Source organism: Terriglobales bacterium (assembly GCA_035457425.1).
Classification (GTDB): domain Bacteria; phylum Acidobacteriota; class Terriglobia; order Terriglobales; family Acidobacteriaceae; genus JACPNR01.
Map to the genome: position 1 here is coordinate 1 of DATIBR010000070.1, position 16,963 is coordinate 16,963.

Here is a 16,963-nt window from a genome sequence, read left to right on the forward strand (position 1 = left end):
GCTGTCGCGGTAGGTGTCGATGAGCGCCTGATAGCCGGTGCGCGCGTTCTCGTCGCCGAGCGCGAGGATCTTCTTGAAAGTCTCGATGGCGAGCGGGGTCTTGCCCTGCTCGCGGTAGATGGCGCCGAGCTTCTCGAGGAAGATGCTGCGGTTGTTGCGCTCGCCGGAGGTGTAGCCGGCGGGCGAGGCGGGCGGCTTGTCGATGAGCTTCTGCAGGACGGCGGCGGCTTCGTCGTAGCGCCCCTGCGCCTCGTAGACGAGCGCGATGTTGTACGGGACCTCGACGGAGTCCTGGGTGAGGCCATCGGCCTTGCGGAGATTGTCGAGCGCGAGATCGAACTTGCCGGTGGAGCGGTAGATCTGCGCCATGCGCAGGAAGGCTTGCGCGTCCTGGGGATCGGCGTCGGCGATCTGCTTGTACTGCTCGAGCGCGGCCTGGGTCTGGCCGTCGTTGAGCAGGTTCTGGGCGAGGCCGCGCTGGGCGTCGAGGTTGTCGCGGTCGTACTCGACGGCCTGCTTGTAGGCGTCGACGGCCTTCTTGAAGTCCTTCTGCTGCTCGTAGGTGTAGCCGAGCGCCGCCCAGATCTTGCCGGTCTTCTCCGGGACGGAGTTGAGCGTGGCGACGGCGCGGGCGGAGTCGCCTTCCTCGCTGTAGAGGTAGGCGAGCGTGGTGACGGCCTCCTCGGACTGCGGGTCGAGCTGGATGGCCTTCTTGAGCGCGCCTTCGGCCTTCAGCATCTCGTTGTTCAGGCGGTAGAGGCGGCCGAGCAGCAGGAAGGTCTCCGGATTCTTGGGGTCGATGCGGGCGATCTGCTCGAACTGCTCGATGGCGAGCTTGAGCACCTGCTGCGACTGGGTGCCGGCCTGGAGGTCGCCGAGCGAGCGCAGGTAGATGCGGCCGAGCAGCTTGTGCGCCTCGATGTTGTCGGGATCGCGCTTGAGGATCTCCTGGGCTTCCAGCACGGCTTCGCGGATGCGGCCGGTCTTGGCGTAGAGCTCGGCGAGGCCGGCGTTCAGATATTCGGAGGTGGGGTCGTTCTCGATGGCGAGGCGGTATTCCTGGATGGCCTTCTGCGCGAACTCGGCCCGTCCGTAGATGGAGACCAGCTCTTCATAGATATGCGCGAGCGAGTAGTGGTAGTAGGCCTGGGCCTTGTCGGGGGTGCGCGGCGCGGCGGCGGCGGCCTGGTCGGGCTTCTGCTCGGTCGAGGGCTTGGCAGGCGGGGCCTTGGTGTCGGGCGGGAGGCTGCGCGCGGGCGCCTGCTGGGCGCCGGCGGCGGGCGGCGGCTGCTGCGTGGCCGGCTTGGTTTGCGCGAGCGAAACGGCGGACAGGAGAGCCAGCAACAGGAGCAGACGAGTCTTCATCGATGAACGTTTCCCTTGGGAATGGAACCCCGCATCCGATTGGATGCGCGTCACCCCATTTCGGGCGGTGTATGGGGTCATTCTACGCTTTTTCCCAGGGAAAGACTGCTGGGGGAGGCGCGGGCCGGACGCGGTGGGACGGCGGCGCCACGGTGGGGAACCAGAGACAACTCTGGCCAGAGCAGCCACCTCTAATCGCCCTGAAGTACCCCTGGGGCAAAAGTGAAATCAGCGAATCTCTGGCCGAGACTGTTCCTTCGCGGTTCTTCCTTTTTCATCTTCATACTAGTGGCGCTCGCGGCGACGGGCTGCGCCGGCGGCAGCGCCAGCACGCCGCCGTCGCCGGAACCGCAGCACGGCACGCTGCCGAGCATCACGGCGAGCGCCGACCGCACCACCATCTCGGCGGGGGAGCTGGCGACGCTGAGCTGGTCGAGCGCGAACGCGACGAGCGTGAGCGTGAGTCCCGCGATCGAGATCGAGGGCGCGGAGACGTTCCCGCTGAGCGGCTCGGTGACGGTGTCGCCGGCGAGCACGACGACGTACACCTTCACGGCGACGAACTCGGCGGGGAGCACGCGGGCCAGCATCACCATCACGGTGAACCAGGTGGCGCCGACGGTCACGCTGACGGCGGACCGGACGTCGATCCTGCCGGGAGAGAGCGCGACGCTGAGCTGGTCGAGTGAGCACGCCACGTCGATCACGATCGACCAGGGCGTAGGGAGCGTGGCGGTGCCGAGCGGCACGCAGAGCGTGACGCCCAGCGCGACCACGACGTACACCGCGACGGCGACCGGTCCGGGCGGGACGCAGACGGCGAGCGTGACGATCACGGTGGCGGACGCGGGACAGCTGGGCGTCTCGCTGACCGCGGAGCCGGCGACGGTGACGGCGGGGCAGAGCGCGACGCTGACGTGGGACTCGCAGCATGCGACGAGCGTGACGATCTCGAATTGCGCGGCGTGCTCCGGGTTGAGCGGGTCGGCGCAGGTGACGCCGTCGGCGACCACGACCTACACCGCGACCGCGACCGATTCCGGCGGGGCGACCGCGACGGCGAGCGCGACCGTCACGGTCGTGCAGGCGGGCGGGCTGGACCAGAAGATCAAGCACATCATCATCTACATGCAGGAGAACCGCTCGTTCGACCACTACCTCGGGCAGCTGGGCGCGTACCGCCAGCGCGTCCACGGGCTGCCGGCGAGCGACATCGACGGGCCGGACCTGAACAAGGTCTTCACCGACATCAACGGCGCGAAGTACAAGCTGTTCCACACGCCGACGGTGTGCACCGACGTCACCAGCCCGGGGTGGAACGAGAGCCACTTCTTCGCGCACCGCAAGGACGGCGCGTGGCAGATGGACTTCTGGGTGAGGCAGCAGAGCGACTCGCAGGGCTCGACCATCGACCCGCGGTACACGCGGTCGCTCGGGTACTACACCGAGCAAGAGCTGCCGTACTACTACGAACTGGCGACGCAGTTCGCCACCAGCGACCGGATGTTCGGGTCGGTGATGGGACCGACCATCCCGAACCGGATGTACCTGTTCACGGGGACGAGCTTCGGGCACATCCGGCCGGATCCCGTGCCGGACGGCGGCTGGACGCAGAAGACCTTCTTCGAGTGGATGACGGAACACGGCATCAAGTGGAAGTACTACTTCCAGAACGGCGCCGTTTACCTGGCCGACTTCGACGTGTGGACGCGTGGGACCACGCCCGGTACCGCGGACACGAACGCGCAACTCACCGTGGGACGGGTGCGCAACATCGCCGAGTTCTACTCCATCCTCGCCGATCCCAAGGCCGACGAGCTGCTGGCGCCGGTGGTGTTCATCGAGCAGGACCCGTCGGAGCCCTACCAGACCGTGAAAGAGGTTGGATACAACGAGCACCCGAGCAACAAGTACGGCTTCCAGGTGGGGGCGAACCGAACCAAGAAGATCCTGGACGCGCTGATGGCGAGCGCGGCGTGGAAGTCGAGCGTGTTCATCCTGATGTACGACGAGGGAGGCGGGTTCTACGACCACGTGCCGCCGGTGACGGTGCCGGATCCGGACGGCATCGCGCCCATCTTCAAGAGCACCGACCTGACGCAGGGACCGGCGCCGGAGAACCTGCCGTACAACTTCACGCAGAGCGGGTTCCGGGTGCCGTTCATCGTGGTGTCGCCGTGGGTGAAGAAGGGATACGTGTCGCACACGGCGCGCGAGCACACCTCGGTGCTGGCGTTCATCGAGTCGAGGTTCGGGATCCCGGCGCTGCCGAGCGGGCGCGACCGCTTCTACGCGGCCGACGACTTCCTGGAGTTCTTCGACTTCGACAACCCGAGCTGGCTGACGCCGCCGGCGCTGCCGGAGCAGCCGTGGATGAATGCCCTGCTGGCCAAAGACCTGACCGACAGCGGCACGCCGACGACGGCGGATCCCAAGGCGGGAACGTGCGACAAGAAACTGGAAGTGGCGCCGCAGGTGCCGTGAGCGAGTCCACGGTCCACGGGCCACGGAAGGAAAACGTAAGGCCTCGGCTTGCGGCCGAGGCCTTTTGACTTAGGCGTGCGGAGGTCCTCTCACGCACGGCCATCAGAACTAGTGTTTCTTCTTTTTCTTCTTCTTCATCATCTTCTTCATCGCGCGTCCTCCTTCGTTGGAGTTTCTCCCTCACGAACGAGCCCGGAGCCCGTGGAACTCTGCATGCCCCATCAGTGGGAGGGGCGGGTCGATCTACGCTAGATATTGGGGTCGATATGTTTTGAAGTCAACAAGTTTCTGCGGGAGTGGCGGCGGTGGAACTTGGTCGCCGATGAGATGCTTCGGCGCTGGGCGCCTCAGATCGTCGCCGGCGAGATGCTGCGGCGCTGGGCGCGTGAGATCGTCGGCGGTGAGATGCTTCGGCGCTGCGCGCGTGAGATCGTCGCCGGTGAGATGCTTCGACGCTGGGCGCGTGAGATCGTCGCCGATGAGATGCTTCGGCGCTGGGCGCGTGAGATCGTCGGCGATGAGATGCTTCGGCGCTGCGCGCCTCAGCATGACACGGCGAAGATGGTCTAGACTCGTGCGCGATGAAGCGCGCGCGCAAGGTCGACGCGGTGGAACTGGAAGTCTTCAAGAACATCTTCCACTCGATCGCGGAAGAGATGGGAGCGGCACTGCGGCGGACGGCGTTCTCGCCCAACATCAAGGAGCGGCGCGACTACTCGTGCGCGGTGTTCGACGCGGCGGGCGAGGTGATCGCGATGGGCGACCACATGCCGGTGCACCTGGGGTCGATGCCGATGTCGGTGCGGGCGGCGATCGAGCGGCTGGAGCTGGGGCCGGGGGACGTCGCGATGCTGAACGACCCGTTCGCGGGGGGGACGCACCTGCCGGATATCACGCTGGTGGCGCCGGTGTTTGTTGCGCCGGCGAGTCGCCGGCGCCTACCTAAGAAAAGTATTCGGCCGGATTTTTATGTGGCGAACCGGGCGCACCATGCGGACGTGGGCGGGGCGTACGCGGGGTCGATGGGATTGTGCCGCGAGATCTACCAGGAAGGCGTGCGCATCCCGCCGGTGAAGCTGGTGGCGGGCGGAGCGATGCAGCGCGACGTGCTGGCGCTGCTGCTGAACAACGTGCGGACGCCGGCGGAGCGGGAAGGCGACCTGGGCGCGCAGCTGGCGGCCTGCCACACGGGCGCGGTGCGGCTGGCGGAGGTCGCGGCGCGCTACGGGCTGGAGCGGGTGCGGGCGGCGATGGCGGCGCTGCTGGATTACTCCGAGCGCATGATGCGGGCGTTCCTGGAGCGAGTGCCGGCGGGGGAGTATCGCGCGGAAGACTTCATGGACTCGGACGGGGTGACGGACGAGCCGGTGAAGATCGCGGCGACGGTGAGAGTGAATAAGGATGCTCGCGTCGGCGCTTCAGCCCGGCGCGAGGCGTGCCGGGGCGCCGGTCGCTCGTCTAGATCCTTCGCTCGCGCAAAGGCGGCGCTCGCTCAGGATGATAGCGCGGTGGTGGTGGTCGACTTCAGCGGCAGCGACCCGCAGGTGGCGGGGCCGCTGAACGCGGTGGAGGCGATCACGTACTCGGCGTGCTTCTACGTCTTCCGCTGCCTGCTGGAGGAAGACGTGCCGGCGACGGCGGGGCTGATGCGCCCGATCGAGGTGATCGCGCCGGAGGGGACGATCGTGAACGCGCGGCCGCCGGCGGCGGTGGCGGGCGGGAACGTGGAGACTTCGCAGCGCATCGTGGACGTGCTGCTGCGGGCGCTGGCGCAGGCGCTGCCGGAGCGCATCCCCGCCGGCTCGAGCGGCACGATGAACAACCTCACGATCGGCGGGATCGATCCGCGGACGAACGAGCCGTTCGCCTACTACGAGACGATCGCGGGCGGGTTCGGGGCGCGGCCGACGAAGGACGGCATCTCGGGCGTCCACACGCACATGACGAACTCGCTGAACACGCCGGCGGAGGCGCTGGAGCACGCGTATCCGTTCCGGGTGACGAAGTACTCGTTCCGGCGGGGCTCGGGAGGCGCGGGGGCGTGGCGCGGGGGCGACGGCATCGTGCGCGAGATCGAGCTGCTGACCGACGCCGAGGTCACGCTGCTGGCGGACCGGCGGGAGCGCGGGCCGTACGGCTTGCAGGGCGGCGCGGACGGCGCGCCGGGACGCGCGGCCGTGGTGCGGCGCGACGGCAGCGAGGTGCAGATCGGCGGGAAGGCGAGCGTGCGGCTGCGCAAGGGCGAGCGGGTGAGGATCGAGAGTCCCGGCGGGGGAGGATGGGGGCGGAAGTGAATCGAGTGATCGGCGGATCCGGTGATCCGGTGATCGGCGGGATGGACAGCGAAGTAGCAAAGGCATACCTCGAAGATTCGTATCGCGCGTTGCGCGGGTATTGGCGGCTGGCGGAGGGCGCGCTGGAGCAGGTGCGCGACGACGAGCTGTTCGGGCAGCTCGACGCGGAGTCGAACTCCATCGCCATCGTGATGCGGCACATCGCGGGCAACATGCGCTCGCGCTGGGCGGATTTCCTGACGACGGACGGCGAGAAGCCCGACCGGCAGCGCGACCGCGAGTTCGAGGCGCGGCCGGGCTCGCGCGCCGAGCTGATGAAGGAGTGGAACCGGGCGTGGGAGCTGACGCTCGCGACCGTCCAGGCGCTCAAGCCGGAGGACGTGCTGCGCGAGGTCGCGATCCGCGGCGAGCGGCACACCGTGCTGTGGGCGATCCAGCGGCAGGTGACGCACTACGCGTATCACGTGGGGCAGATCGTGTTCCTGGCAAAGCATTTTCGCGGGGCGGAGTGGAAGTCGCTCTCGATCCCGAAAGGGAAGAGCGCGGAGTGGCGAGAGAAGGGGTATCGCGAGCACAATGACCACCGGCTGAAGGACGGAGGGAAGTGGTGATTGTTCCGGCGCTCCGGTCGAACCCCGCGACCTGCGCGCCGGCCTTCGGCAGAGCGGTGGCGGGCTGCGCCCGCGTTTTTCGGCGCGGCTGAAGCCGCGCCCCTTCGAAAGATGGGGGCTCGAGGGCGAGCGCGCTACAACTCCGCCGGTGTGATCGGCGCGCAATCGGGGGCCCCTCGACTTCGCCCAGGGCAGGCTACGCGCCTACAACTCCGTTGGTTATGTAGAATCGGGGCGCGGGCGGGGACGAGTCAGGAGCGGCATGTCGAAGACCATGATGGCGGTGATGAAGCCGGAGGCGGCGCCGGGCGCGGAGATCCGCGACGTGAAGATCCCGGCGTTCGGCGACCGCGAGGTGCTGGTGAAGGTGCGGGTGGCGAGCGTCTGCGGCACCGACCTGCACATCTACAACTGGGACCAGTGGGCGCAGCGGCGGATCAAGCCGCCGCTGATCCCGGGGCACGAGTTCTGCGGCGACGTGGCGGCGGTGGGCAAGGAAGTCACCAGCGTGAAGGAAGGCGACTTCGTCTCGGCCGAGATGCACGTGGCGTGCGGGAAGTGCTACCAGTGCCGGACGGGCGACGCGCACATCTGCCAGCACGTGCAGATCATCGGGGTGGACGCGAACGGCGCGTTCGCCGAGTACGTGGTCATCCCGGAATCGAACATCTGGAAGATCGACGCGTCGGTGCCGCCGGAGTACGCCTCGCTCTACGACCCGCTGGGCAACGCGGTGCACACGGTGCTCTCGGGCGACATTGCCGCGAAGACGGTGGCGGTGACGGGCTGCGGGCCGATCGGGCTGTTCTCGATCGCGGTGGCGCGCGCGTGCGGCGCGACCCAGGTGTTCGCCATCGAGGTGAACGAGCACCGGCGGAAGATCGCACAGCAGATGAAGGCGGACTTCGTCCTCGACCCCACCAAGGACGACGTGAAGAAGGTCGTGATGGACGCGACCGACGGCGTGGGCGTGGACGTGCTGCTGGAGATGGCGGGGCGGCAGGACGCGATCTCGCTCGGGTTCCAGATCCTGCGGCTGGGCGGGCGGGCGAGCCTGCTGGGGATCCCGTCGAAGCCGGTGACGCTGAACTTCTCCGAGGACATCATCTTCAAGGGCGCGACCATCCTGGGGATCAACGGCCGGCGGATGTACCAGACGTGGTACCAGATGGAAGCGCTCATCAAGGCCGGGAAGCTCGACCTGCATCCCGTGATCACCGACCGCATGTCGATGAAGGATTTTTCCAAGGGCATGGACCGGCTGAAGACGGGCGAGGCGAGCAAGATATTGCTGTATCCCAACGGCGTGCGGTAGAGCTGGGAAACAGCGGTAGAGACGGCCTTCTGGCCGTCTTTGAGACGCGCAGAAGCGCGTCTCTACCCATCACCTTCACAGCGTCCGGTGACGCCCGTCACAGCCGCGGTGTAACCCCTGCTCAACAATAGGCCATCGTCTCCGCAGAGGTGGCGTCATGGCTATTGTGAACTCGAAGTCCGGCAAGATCGTGCGCGAGCTTTCGGTGGCGGAGCTGCGCGAGCAGGCGAAGCTGATGCGGGGCTACAACCTGGTGGCGCTGCACGCGGCGGGCTCGGGGCACGCGGGCGGCACGCTCTCGATCATGGACATCACGGCGGCGCTCTACCTGCGCGTGGCCGACCACGATCCGGAGAACCCGGAGTGGGCGGAGCGCGACCGCATCATCTGGTCGACCGGGCACAAGGCGCCGGCGCTGTATTTCGGGCTGGCGTTCGCCGGCTTCTTCCCCAAAGAAGACGTGATGGAGCTGCGCAAGCTGAGCTCGCCGTTCCAGGGACATCCGCACTGGCTGAAGCTGCCTGGGGTGGAGGCGTCGACCGGGTCGCTGGGGCAGGGGCTGAGCATCGCGGTAGGTCTGGCGCTGGCGGCGAAGCTGGCGGGGCGGAACCACAAGGTGTTCTGCATCATGGGCGACGGCGAGCAGCAGGAAGGCCAGGTGTGGGAGGCGGCGATGGAGGCCGCGCACTACGGGCTCGACAACCTGATCGCGATCGTCGACGAGAACAAGCTGCAGATCGACGGCAAGGTCAGCGAGGTCATGAACGTGGAGCCGCTGGACGTGAAGTACGCGGCGTTCGGGTGGGACGTACTGCGCTGCGACGGGCACGACATGGACCGGGTCGTCCGGGCGCTGGAGTTCGCGAAGTCGCACCACCGCGGGAAGCCGACGGTGATCATCGCGGAGACGGTGAAGGGCAAGGGCGTGAGCTTCATGGAGGGCGTGGCGGGCTGGCACGGCAAGACGCCGAACTTCGACGAGCTGATGAAGGCGCTGCAGGAGCTGGGGCTGGAGCAGGCGGTACCGTACCGCGAGCTGCTGGAGCGGGCGAAGAAATACCAGGCGACGGTGGAGGCGAAGCTGGCGGCGAAGATGCCGAAGTTCTCGCGCGACTACTGGTGGAACGCGCAGGAGCAGATGAAGGTGGAGATGAAGCCGACGCGGATGGGCTTCGGGCAGGCGCTGGCGGAGCGCGGCGACGACGAGCGCGTGGTGTGCCTGGGGCTGGACATCTCGGGGTCGATCACCATCAGCGAGTTTTACGCGAAGCATCCGGAGCGCAAGCCGCGCTGGCTGTCGATGGGGATCGCGGAGCAGTCGGCGACGTCGGTGGCGGCGGGGCTGGCGCGGGAGGGCAAGCTGCCGGTGTTCGGGACGTACGCGACGTTCGCGGCGGCGCGCAACCTGGACCAGATACGGACGTCGGTGTGCTACGGCGACTTCAACGTGATGATCGCGGGAGCGCACGGCGGCGTGTCGGTGGGGCCGGACGGCGCGACGCACCAGGCGCTGGAGGACCTGTTCGCCATCTGCGGGCTGCCGAACATGGTGGCGGTGGTGCCGTGCGATTCGGTCGAGACGAAGCGCGCGACCGAGTACCTGCTGTTCGAGCATCGCGGGCCGAAGTACATCCGGTTCGCGCGCGAGGCGACGCCGATCGTGACGAACGAGAAGTCGCCGTTCGTGTTCGGCAAGGCGAACGTGCTGCGCTTCCGCGGCGAGAAGGCGGAGTTCGCGGCGGCGTTCGACACGGTGCTGGCGTCGAAGTACGCGTCGGAGGACGAAGACCTCACCATCATCGCGCTCGGGCCGATGGTGCCGGAGGCGATGCGCGCGGCGTGGATCCTGAAGCAGGAGTTCGGGTGGGACGCGCGCGTGCTGAACATGCACACGCTCAAGCCCATCGACGAAGCCGCGATCCTGAAGGCCGCGCAGGATACGGGCGTGATCGTCACCGCGGAGGAGCACCAGATCGGCGCGCTCTCCGGGCGCGTGAGCGAGGTGCTCACGGCCGACCCCGAGCTGTACGGCACGCCGGTGCTGACCGGCGCCATCGGAGTGCAGGACCGCTTCGGCGATTCGGGCGCGCCGTGGGAGCTGGTGAAGGAGTTCGAGGTGTCGGCCGAGCACATCGCGCACAAGGCCGCCGAGTTGATGGCGGTGAAGGCGCTGCGCACCGAGAAGATGCGGACCGCGGCGCGCTGATCCAGTCCACAGTCCACGGTCCACAGTGGACAGTGGACGGTGGACGGTGGACGGTGGTTACTGCTGGGCGGCTCGTTCGGTCGTTTGTGGGGATTGCTGTTTTTCCTGCTGCTTCTGCTGCTGCCGCAGCCTGGCCTGGCGGCGCTCCTCCTGGCACTTGTTGATGCGCGACTGGAGGATGGGCACGAGCGTCTCGGGCGCGGTCTTGGCGATCTCGAACACCGCGACGCGGGGCGCGTTCTGCTCGTCCAGGTAGTTCACCGTGAGGATGTGGCGGCGCTGGCGGTACTTGAAGGGCACGATCAGCAGCGTGAGGATGACGCCGCAGTGCCGCGCCAGTTTTTCCTCGTAGTTGAAGTTCGTGACTTTCGCGTACGGGATGGCGAGCTTCGCGCCCTCGCCGGCGAAGACGAGCGCCTCTTCCGATGAGGTGTCGAATGCGCCGAGCGCGCCTTCCTTGACGCCGGGGGCCGTGCCGCCTTCGTACAGGACCTGCGAGCCTTCCACGATGGTCGCGAACGACGGCAGCGCGAACACGAGGACCAATGCGAGTGCGATGAGCTTCTTCATGGTTCACCTCCGAGTGCACGGACGAGAGTAGTGCCGGCGAAGGGCGGAGTGCGGGCGCTTGGGACAGTTTCTGGGGTGTCACAAGTCAGCGCGGGCGAGCCGCCCGCGCTACAGCCGGCGGGCCGCCGGTGCTACATTCGGCGGGGACGTCGGGCGCTCCGCTAGCTGGGGCGCTGGCCGAGGAAGTGCTGGTACTGGCGCAGCTCCGCGAGCGACTGCTCCGCGATGAGCGCGAAGGGGATGACTTTCGGGCCTGGGGGGATCCTGGCGGCGACGAGCGAGTCGCAGACGACGGCGGCGCACTCGCGCAGTCCTTTTTGCCAGGCGGGCTTGCGGGCGTCGCGGAACAGGAGCGCGTCGGTGTCGAAGCCGGCGGCGAGCAGCATGGTGCGGGCGGAGCGCAGGAAGTCCGGCCAGCGCGAGACGACGCCGACGAGCTGGTCGGGCTTGCGCGCGGGCAGCCACTGGAGGAGCGAGAGCGGGACGGAGCGGACTTGCAGCACGACGCAGTCGGCGCCCGGCGGCAGCAGCTTGCGGACGCGCTCGGCCTTGGAAGGCAGCACCACGGGGACGGCGCCGTCCTTGACATGAACGGCCAGGGCGCGCGAGCCGCCGAGAGCGGCGGCGGCGACGCGCAGGGGCAGCGCGGCGCGCAACTCGGCGAGCGCGATGGCGCGCAGCTCTTCGTCGGGCTCGAGGAGCAGGAAGTGGTCGGGCGGCTGCTGGTCGAGCCAGCGCTGGAGCCGCTTCTGCAGGGCGGCCATCGGGGCGCCCAGCCGGCGCGCGGCGTGAAACAGGTTGGCGATGAGGTGGTCGAGCGCGAGGCCGCGCGTGGCGAGGTCCTCGCCCTGGCGCGCGCGCACGTAGACGCCGGAGCCGCGGCGGGATTCCACCCAGCGCTCCTGCTCGAGCTGCTGGTAGGCGGCGCTGACGGTATTGGGATGCACCTGGTAGCGGCGCGCGAGCTCGCGGGTGGAGGGCAGGCGCGAGCCGGGGCGGAGGTCGCCGCTCAGCACGCCGAGCACGATCTGGGTGACGAGCTGCTCGCGCAGCGGGACTCCGCCGGCATGGGAGAGCCAGAGGCGCATCGGCGCAATCTTAGTGCAGAATCCAGCGATCGAGCGATCGGGTCATCGAGCGATCGAGAAACCCCGCTTGCATTCGGGCGGACAAGACATACAATCCGGCACGTGATCGAGTTCGAATCGAAGCACCAGGAATTCAAGTTCGAGTTCAAGATCGAGCCGCTGCCGGACGGCACGTTCGTCGGGCGCTCGGAGAACCCGAAGCTGGAGATCAAGGGCGCGTCGCCGCAGGAGATCCAGCGGAAGATCCAGGAGATGGTGGGGTCGGGGATCCTGAAGCGGCTGCTGGGCGTGGACATGACGACGGCGATGACCGGCAAGGGGATCGAGGTCACGATGGAGCGCGCGGGCGACGCCGAGCAGCAGAAGCTCTCGCTGAACGCGATGTTCCGCCTGGGCTCGCCGAGCGAGGCGCCGAAGCTCGGCGCCACCGATGCGCAGATGACGTCGCCGGAGGCGTTCGACGCGAGCTCGGTGCGGGCGCAGAAGCTGCTCTTCTGGGTGGTCGTGCTCGCGCTGGTGGGCGCAGTAGTCTGGTGGTTCCTGCGCTGAAGCGGAGCGCCGGCCTCCCGGCCGGCCGGCGCGGAGGCGTCTCGCCTCCGTGAGCGCGGGACGCGCTCACCCCTGCCGGCGAGGACGCCAGCGCTCCGAGGCGCGGCTCCGATTTACAATCCAGTGGTCATGCCGACTACACCGACCCGCACCGATCCGCTCTCCTATCTGGGCGACGTCCTCAGCGACCTGAAGCAGAAGGGGACGTACTTCAAACTGCGCGTGCTCGACGACGAGCAGGCGCCCGAGTGCACCTTCGACGGCAAGAAGGTCATCAACCTCGCCTCCAACAACTACCTCGGCCTGACGACGCACCCCAAGCTGCGCGAAGCGGCGGAGAAGGCGGTGCGCGATTTCGGGGTGGGGTCGGGCGCGGTGCGCACCATCGCCGGCACGATGAAGCTGCACATGCAGCTGGAAGAGAAGATCGCGCGCTTCAAGAACGTGGAAGCGTGCGTGGTGTTCCAGTCGGGGTTCACGGCGAACGCGGGCACGGTGTCGGCGATCCTGGGGAAGGACGACTTCATCATCTCCGACGAGCTGAACCACGCGTCCATCATCGACGGCGCGCGGCTCTCGCGCGCGAAGATCCTGGTCTTCCGGCACAAGGACGTGGCGCACGCGGAAGAGCAGCTCGCCAGCGTGAAGGACCAGCCGGGCCACAAGCTGCTCATCACCGACGGCGTGTTCTCGATGGACGGCGACATCGGGCCGCTGCCCGGCCTGTGCGACGTGGCGGAGAAGCACGGCGCAATCATGATGGTGGACGACGCGCACTCCTCCGGCGTGCTGGGCAAGAACGGGCGCGGCACTATCGACCACTTCAAGGTGCACGGCCGCGTGGACATCCAGGTGGGGACGCTGTCGAAGGCGATCGGGTCGATCGGCGGGTACGTGTGCGGCACGCGCGAGCTGATCGAGTTCCTGTATCACCGCGGCAGGCCGTTCCTGTTCTCGACCTCGGCGCCGCCGAGCGTGGCGGCGACCTGCATCGCCGCCTTCGACGTGCTCGAGCAGGAGCCGGAGCTGATCGAGAAGCTGTGGGAGAACACGCGCTATTGGAAGAAAGAACTCGGCGGGCTGGGGTTCAACATCGGCGGGAAGAACACGCCGGCGAGCGAGACGCCCATCACGCCCATCATCATCGGCGACGGCCGCGCGACGATGGAGTTCTCGCGCGAGCTGTTCAAGGAGGGCGTGTTCGGGACGGGCATCGCGTTCCCCACGGTGCCGGAGGGCAAGGCGCGCATCCGGACGATCATGACGGCGACGCACACGCGCACGCAGCTGGATAGGGCGCTCGATGTGCTGGGGCGAGTGGGGAAGAAGATGGGAATCATCTGATTGCCGATTGTCGATTGCCGATTGCCGATTTGAAACCGTGAAGAGGCTTGCCATCGCCGCGTTTCCAGCCGTACTGGTCGCGTTGGCCATCGCGGCGCCTTTTCTGGCCGATGCGCCGTGGGTGGCGATCTCCATCCGGCGGTTCTTCTCCTATGTCTGCCACCAGGATCCGGCACGGTCGTTCTGGCTGGCGGGCGCGCCGGTGGCGGTGTGCGTGCGGTGCCTGGGGATCTATATGGGGGCGGCCGCAGGCGCGCTGCTCCCGGCGCGGCGGGAAGTGGTGTTGCGGATGTTCGTCGCGGCGGTCGCGATGAATCTCGTTGATATCGGCGCGGAATGGGCGGGATGGCACGGGAACCTGCCCGCGCTGCGGTTTGCGCTGGGGATGATCGCGGGGTTGGTGGCGGGGGCGCTGGTGGTGTCGTCCCTACGGGACTCGGAAGGTTCTAAACGCGCCGCACCCACCGCTTCCGCGGTGGGCTAACGGCCGTTGCGTCGCCGGCGGCGACTTGGTCTTGCGCCGGCGGGTCGCCGGCGCCTACCCTCATGATTCTGGTTTGTGTCGTCGCTGCGGGACTCGCGATCCATTTCCGCCCCTTCCCGGCACTCACGTGCCGGGCTGGATTCTGTCGCGCGCTGAGCGCTCTCCCGTTATAATTCCGGCCTCCCCGACATCGAACTTCCAGAGGCTAGCTGCATGTCATCGGCGGACGTGAGCAAGCAGGGTGCGCGAGTCAAGAGCGGCGCGGAGCGGCAGGGCGAGATCTACGCGGCGGGAGTGAAGGGCGTGAAGCCGCGCGTGCCCACGCGGCTGGAGGTCCTGGAGCAGCGCGCGAAAGAGATCCTGAAGCCGGAGGCGTACGACTACGTCGCGGGGTCGGCGGGCTCGGAAGGGACGTATCGCGCGAACCTGGAGGCGTTTCACCGGTGGCGCATCGTGCCGCACATGCTGCGGAACGTGGAGCAGCGCGACCTCTCGACCGAGCTGTTCGGGGCGCGGCTGCCGGCGCCGGTGGCGCTCGCGCCGGTGGGCGTGCAGGGCATCATCCACAAAGACGGCGAGGTGGCGAGCGGCAAGGGGGCCGCGGCCATCGGCATCCCGTTCACGCTGTCGACGGTGAGCTCGCGCTCGCTGGAAGAAGTGGCGAAGGCGATGGGCGACTCGCCGCGCTGGTTCCAGCTCTATTGGGCGCGGCATCCGGAGATCACGCACAGCCTGCTGCAGCGCGCGGAGGCGGCGGGCTACTCGGCGCTGCTGGTCACGCTCGACACCACGATGCTGGCGTGGCGGCCGCGCGACCTCGACCACGCGTACCTTCCGTTCCTCTACGCCGAGGGCCTGGCGAACTACTACACCGATCCCGCGTTCCTGGCGGAGCTGAAGGTGAAGCCGGAGGAGAACCGGACGGCGGCGGTGACGCTGTGGCGGTCGATCTTCTCGAACACGCGACTGACGTGGGACGACCTGAAGTGGTTGCGGGCGCACACCAGGCTGCCGATCGTGTTGAAGGGGATCCAGCGGTCGGATGACGCGGCGCGCGCGGCGGAGGAAGGCGTGGACGGGATACTCGTCTCGAACCACGGCGGGCGGCAGGTGGATGGCGCGGTGGCGTCGCTGGAGGCGCTGCCGGGGGCGCTGGAAGCGGTCGCGGGGCGGATCCCGGTGCTGTTCGACAGCGGCATCCGGCGGGGCGCGGACGCGGTGAAGGCGCTGGCGCTGGGCGCGAAGGCGGTGCTGCTGGGGCGTCCTTACATCTGGGGACTGGCGGTCGCGGGCGAAGACGGCGTGCGCGAGGTGGCGGAGAACTTCTGCGCGGACTTCGACCTCACGATGGCGCTCAGCGGGTACACGAAGGTGAGTGAGCTGAGCCCGGACTCGCTGGTAAGGGACTAGCCAGTGAGATCCTTCGTCGCCCGCCTCGGCGGGCTCCTCAGGATGACACCGCGCTAATTGTTAGGAGTTCCTGTAGGCGAACTTGCCGGCGACGATGGTCGCGACGGCCTTCCCCACCAATTGCCAACCGTCGAAGGGCGTGTTGCGCGACTTCGAGAGCGACTTGGCGGCCTCGAAGGTCCAGCGCTTCTGCGGATCGAAGATGGTGACGTCGGCGATGGAGCCCTTGCCGAGCGAGCCGCGGCCCTTGAGGCCGGCGATGCGCGCCGGATTCGTCGAGAACAATTCCACGATGCGCACCAGCGGGATCTTGCGCTCGCGGTGAAGCTTGAGGATGGCGAGGCCGAGCGCGGTCTCGAGGCCGGTGATGCCGAAGGCGGCGCGCTCGAACTCCACCTGCTTCTCGTGGGCGGCGTGGGGCGCGTGGTCGGTGGCGATGGCGTCGATGGAGCCGTCGGCCAGGCCGACGAGGAGCGCCTCGCGGTCGGCGCCGGTGCGCAGCGGCGGGTTCATCTTGAAGTTGGTGTCGTAGTTTCCGATGTTGGCGTCGACCAGGGTGAAGTGGTGCGGCGTGATCTCGCAGGTCACCCGGGCGCGGTTCTTCTTGCCCTTGCGGACGGCCTTGAGCGCGCCCGAGGTGGAGATGTGGGCGACGTGGAGCTGCGCGCCGGCGGAGCGGGCGAGCTCGCAATCGCGCTCGACGATGGACCACTCGGCCTCGCCGCGCCAGCCGCGCAGCCCGAGCTTGAAGGCGGCGGGGCCGTCGTTCATGGGGCAGTTGGCGGTGAGGCGCGTGTCCTCGGCGTGCTGGATGACGGGGATGCCGGCCTGGGCGGCGGCGCGCAGCGCGTCGCGCATGACCTGGTCGGCGAGGATGGGCTTGCCGTCGTCGGTGACGGCGATGGCGCCGGCGCGCTGCAGCGCCTTGAAGTCGGTGAGCTTCTCGCCGAGCGAGCCGACGGTGGCGGCGGCAACGGGAAAGACGTTGACGACGGCGCCGCGCGCGGCGTCGCGCAGCCACGCGGTGGTCTCGGGGGTGTCGTTCACCGGGTTGGTGTTGGGCATGGTGCAGACCGAAGTGAAGCCGCCGAAGGCCGCGGCCTGCGTGCCGGTGGGGATGGTCTCCTTGTGCGACTGGCCGGGCTCGCGCAGGTGGACGTGGAGGTCGATGAAGCCGGGAGCGACGGTGAGGCCGCGGGCGTCGAAGGTCTCGTCGCCGCCCTTGCCCTTGCCGCGGGGATAG

15 protein-coding genes are annotated in these 16,963 nt (G+C 68.1%); 10 read left to right on the forward strand and 5 right to left on the reverse strand.

The window, feature by feature from the left end; translation table 11 throughout:
- On the reverse strand, positions 1–1,365 hold a 1,365-nt coding region (locus VLA96_04895), incomplete at its 3' end, for a tetratricopeptide repeat protein (protein ID HSE48525.1).
- Between the two features lie 191 nt (positions 1,366–1,556).
- Positions 1,557–2,378 carry a hypothetical protein gene (locus VLA96_04900; GenBank protein ID HSE48526.1) on the reverse strand — a complete coding sequence of 274 codons (822 nt, stop codon included), beginning with the start codon at positions 2,376–2,378 and terminating at the stop codon, positions 1,557–1,559.
- On the opposite strand from VLA96_04900, the gene VLA96_04905 reads away from it, so the two are divergent.
- The 6 genes from VLA96_04905 to VLA96_04930 all read left to right on the forward strand — a co-directional run bounded on the left by VLA96_04905 (position 2,308) and on the right by VLA96_04930 (position 10,275).
- The gene (locus VLA96_04905; GenBank protein HSE48527.1) at positions 2,308–3,849 is read left to right on the forward strand and encodes an alkaline phosphatase family protein; all 1,542 of its coding nucleotides are present in this window, start codon (positions 2,308–2,310) and stop codon (positions 3,847–3,849) included. The two genes, VLA96_04900 and VLA96_04905, sit on opposite strands and share 71 nt — an antisense overlap.
- A 312-nt stretch (positions 3,850–4,161) precedes the next feature.
- A complete protein-coding gene (locus VLA96_04910; protein ID HSE48528.1) occupies positions 4,162–4,419 on the forward strand; it encodes a hypothetical protein in 258 nt (85 codons plus the stop codon).
- Between the two features lie 11 nt (positions 4,420–4,430).
- Entirely contained in the window at positions 4,431–6,143 is a 1,713-nt protein-coding gene (locus VLA96_04915; protein HSE48529.1) for a hydantoinase B/oxoprolinase family protein, read from the forward strand.
- Entirely contained in the window at positions 6,140–6,754 is a 615-nt protein-coding gene (locus VLA96_04920; protein HSE48530.1) for a DUF1572 family protein, read from the forward strand. Before VLA96_04915 ends, VLA96_04920 begins: the two co-directional genes overlap by 4 nt.
- A gap of 262 nt (positions 6,755–7,016) precedes the next feature.
- A complete protein-coding gene (gene tdh / locus VLA96_04925; protein ID HSE48531.1) occupies positions 7,017–8,069 on the forward strand; it encodes an L-threonine 3-dehydrogenase in 1,053 nt (350 codons plus the stop codon).
- Between the two features lie 157 nt (positions 8,070–8,226).
- The gene (locus VLA96_04930; GenBank protein ID HSE48532.1) at positions 8,227–10,275 is read left to right on the forward strand and encodes a transketolase; all 2,049 of its coding nucleotides are present in this window, start codon (positions 8,227–8,229) and stop codon (positions 10,273–10,275) included.
- 57 nt (positions 10,276–10,332) lie between these two features.
- On the opposite strand, the gene VLA96_04935 is transcribed toward VLA96_04930, so the two are convergent.
- Both VLA96_04935 and VLA96_04940 read right to left on the reverse strand, forming a co-directional pair.
- Complete coding sequence (locus tag VLA96_04935) at positions 10,333–10,845, reverse strand: hypothetical protein (GenBank protein HSE48533.1); 513 nt, start codon at positions 10,843–10,845, stop codon at positions 10,333–10,335.
- 161 nt (positions 10,846–11,006) lie between these two features.
- Complete coding sequence (locus VLA96_04940) at positions 11,007–11,933, reverse strand: GntR family transcriptional regulator (GenBank protein ID HSE48534.1); 927 nt, start codon at positions 11,931–11,933, stop codon at positions 11,007–11,009.
- Between the two features lie 102 nt (positions 11,934–12,035).
- On the opposite strand from VLA96_04940, the gene VLA96_04945 reads away from it, so the two are divergent.
- The 4 genes from VLA96_04945 (at position 12,036) to VLA96_04960 (ending at position 15,720) form a co-directional block, all read left to right on the forward strand.
- Positions 12,036–12,482: a hypothetical protein gene (locus tag VLA96_04945; protein HSE48535.1), complete on the forward strand. Its 447-nt coding sequence runs from the start codon at positions 12,036–12,038 to the stop codon at positions 12,480–12,482.
- A gap of 129 nt (positions 12,483–12,611) precedes the next feature.
- The gene (locus tag VLA96_04950) at positions 12,612–13,826 is read left to right on the forward strand and encodes a glycine C-acetyltransferase (protein ID HSE48536.1); all 1,215 of its coding nucleotides are present in this window, start codon (positions 12,612–12,614) and stop codon (positions 13,824–13,826) included.
- 7 nt (positions 13,827–13,833) lie between these two features.
- Positions 13,834–14,310 (forward strand): DUF2085 domain-containing protein, encoded by a 477-nt coding sequence (locus VLA96_04955; GenBank protein ID HSE48537.1) that lies wholly within the window; start codon positions 13,834–13,836, stop codon positions 14,308–14,310.
- A 213-nt stretch (positions 14,311–14,523) separates the two neighbouring features.
- Positions 14,524–15,720, forward strand: coding sequence for a lactate 2-monooxygenase (locus tag VLA96_04960; protein HSE48538.1), 1,197 nt, complete (start codon positions 14,524–14,526; stop codon positions 15,718–15,720).
- 60 nt (positions 15,721–15,780) lie between these two features.
- Here VLA96_04960 and VLA96_04965 read toward each other — a convergent pair.
- Positions 15,781–16,963: dihydroorotase (locus VLA96_04965; protein ID HSE48539.1), on the reverse strand; the 1,183-nt coding region annotated here is incomplete at its 5' end.

What these genes read in the sequence shown, in the direction of transcription:
- VLA96_04915 (HSE48529.1), top strand. Translation starts at nt 4,431, where the DNA reads ATGAAGCGCGCGCGCAAGGTCGACGCGGTGGAACTGGAAGTCTTCAAG.
- tdh (HSE48531.1), top strand. Translation starts at nt 7,017, where the DNA reads ATGTCGAAGACCATGATGGCGGTGATGAAGCCGGAGGCGGCGCCGGGC.
- VLA96_04930 (HSE48532.1), top strand. Translation starts at nt 8,227, where the DNA reads ATGGCTATTGTGAACTCGAAGTCCGGCAAGATCGTGCGCGAGCTTTCG.
- VLA96_04935 (HSE48533.1), bottom strand. Translation starts at nt 10,845, where the DNA reads ATGAAGAAGCTCATCGCACTCGCATTGGTCCTCGTGTTCGCGCTGCCG.
- VLA96_04940 (HSE48534.1), bottom strand. Translation starts at nt 11,933, where the DNA reads ATGCGCCTCTGGCTCTCCCATGCCGGCGGAGTCCCGCTGCGCGAGCAG.
- VLA96_04950 (HSE48536.1), top strand. Translation starts at nt 12,612, where the DNA reads ATGCCGACTACACCGACCCGCACCGATCCGCTCTCCTATCTGGGCGAC.
- VLA96_04960 (HSE48538.1), top strand. Translation starts at nt 14,524, where the DNA reads ATGTCATCGGCGGACGTGAGCAAGCAGGGTGCGCGAGTCAAGAGCGGC.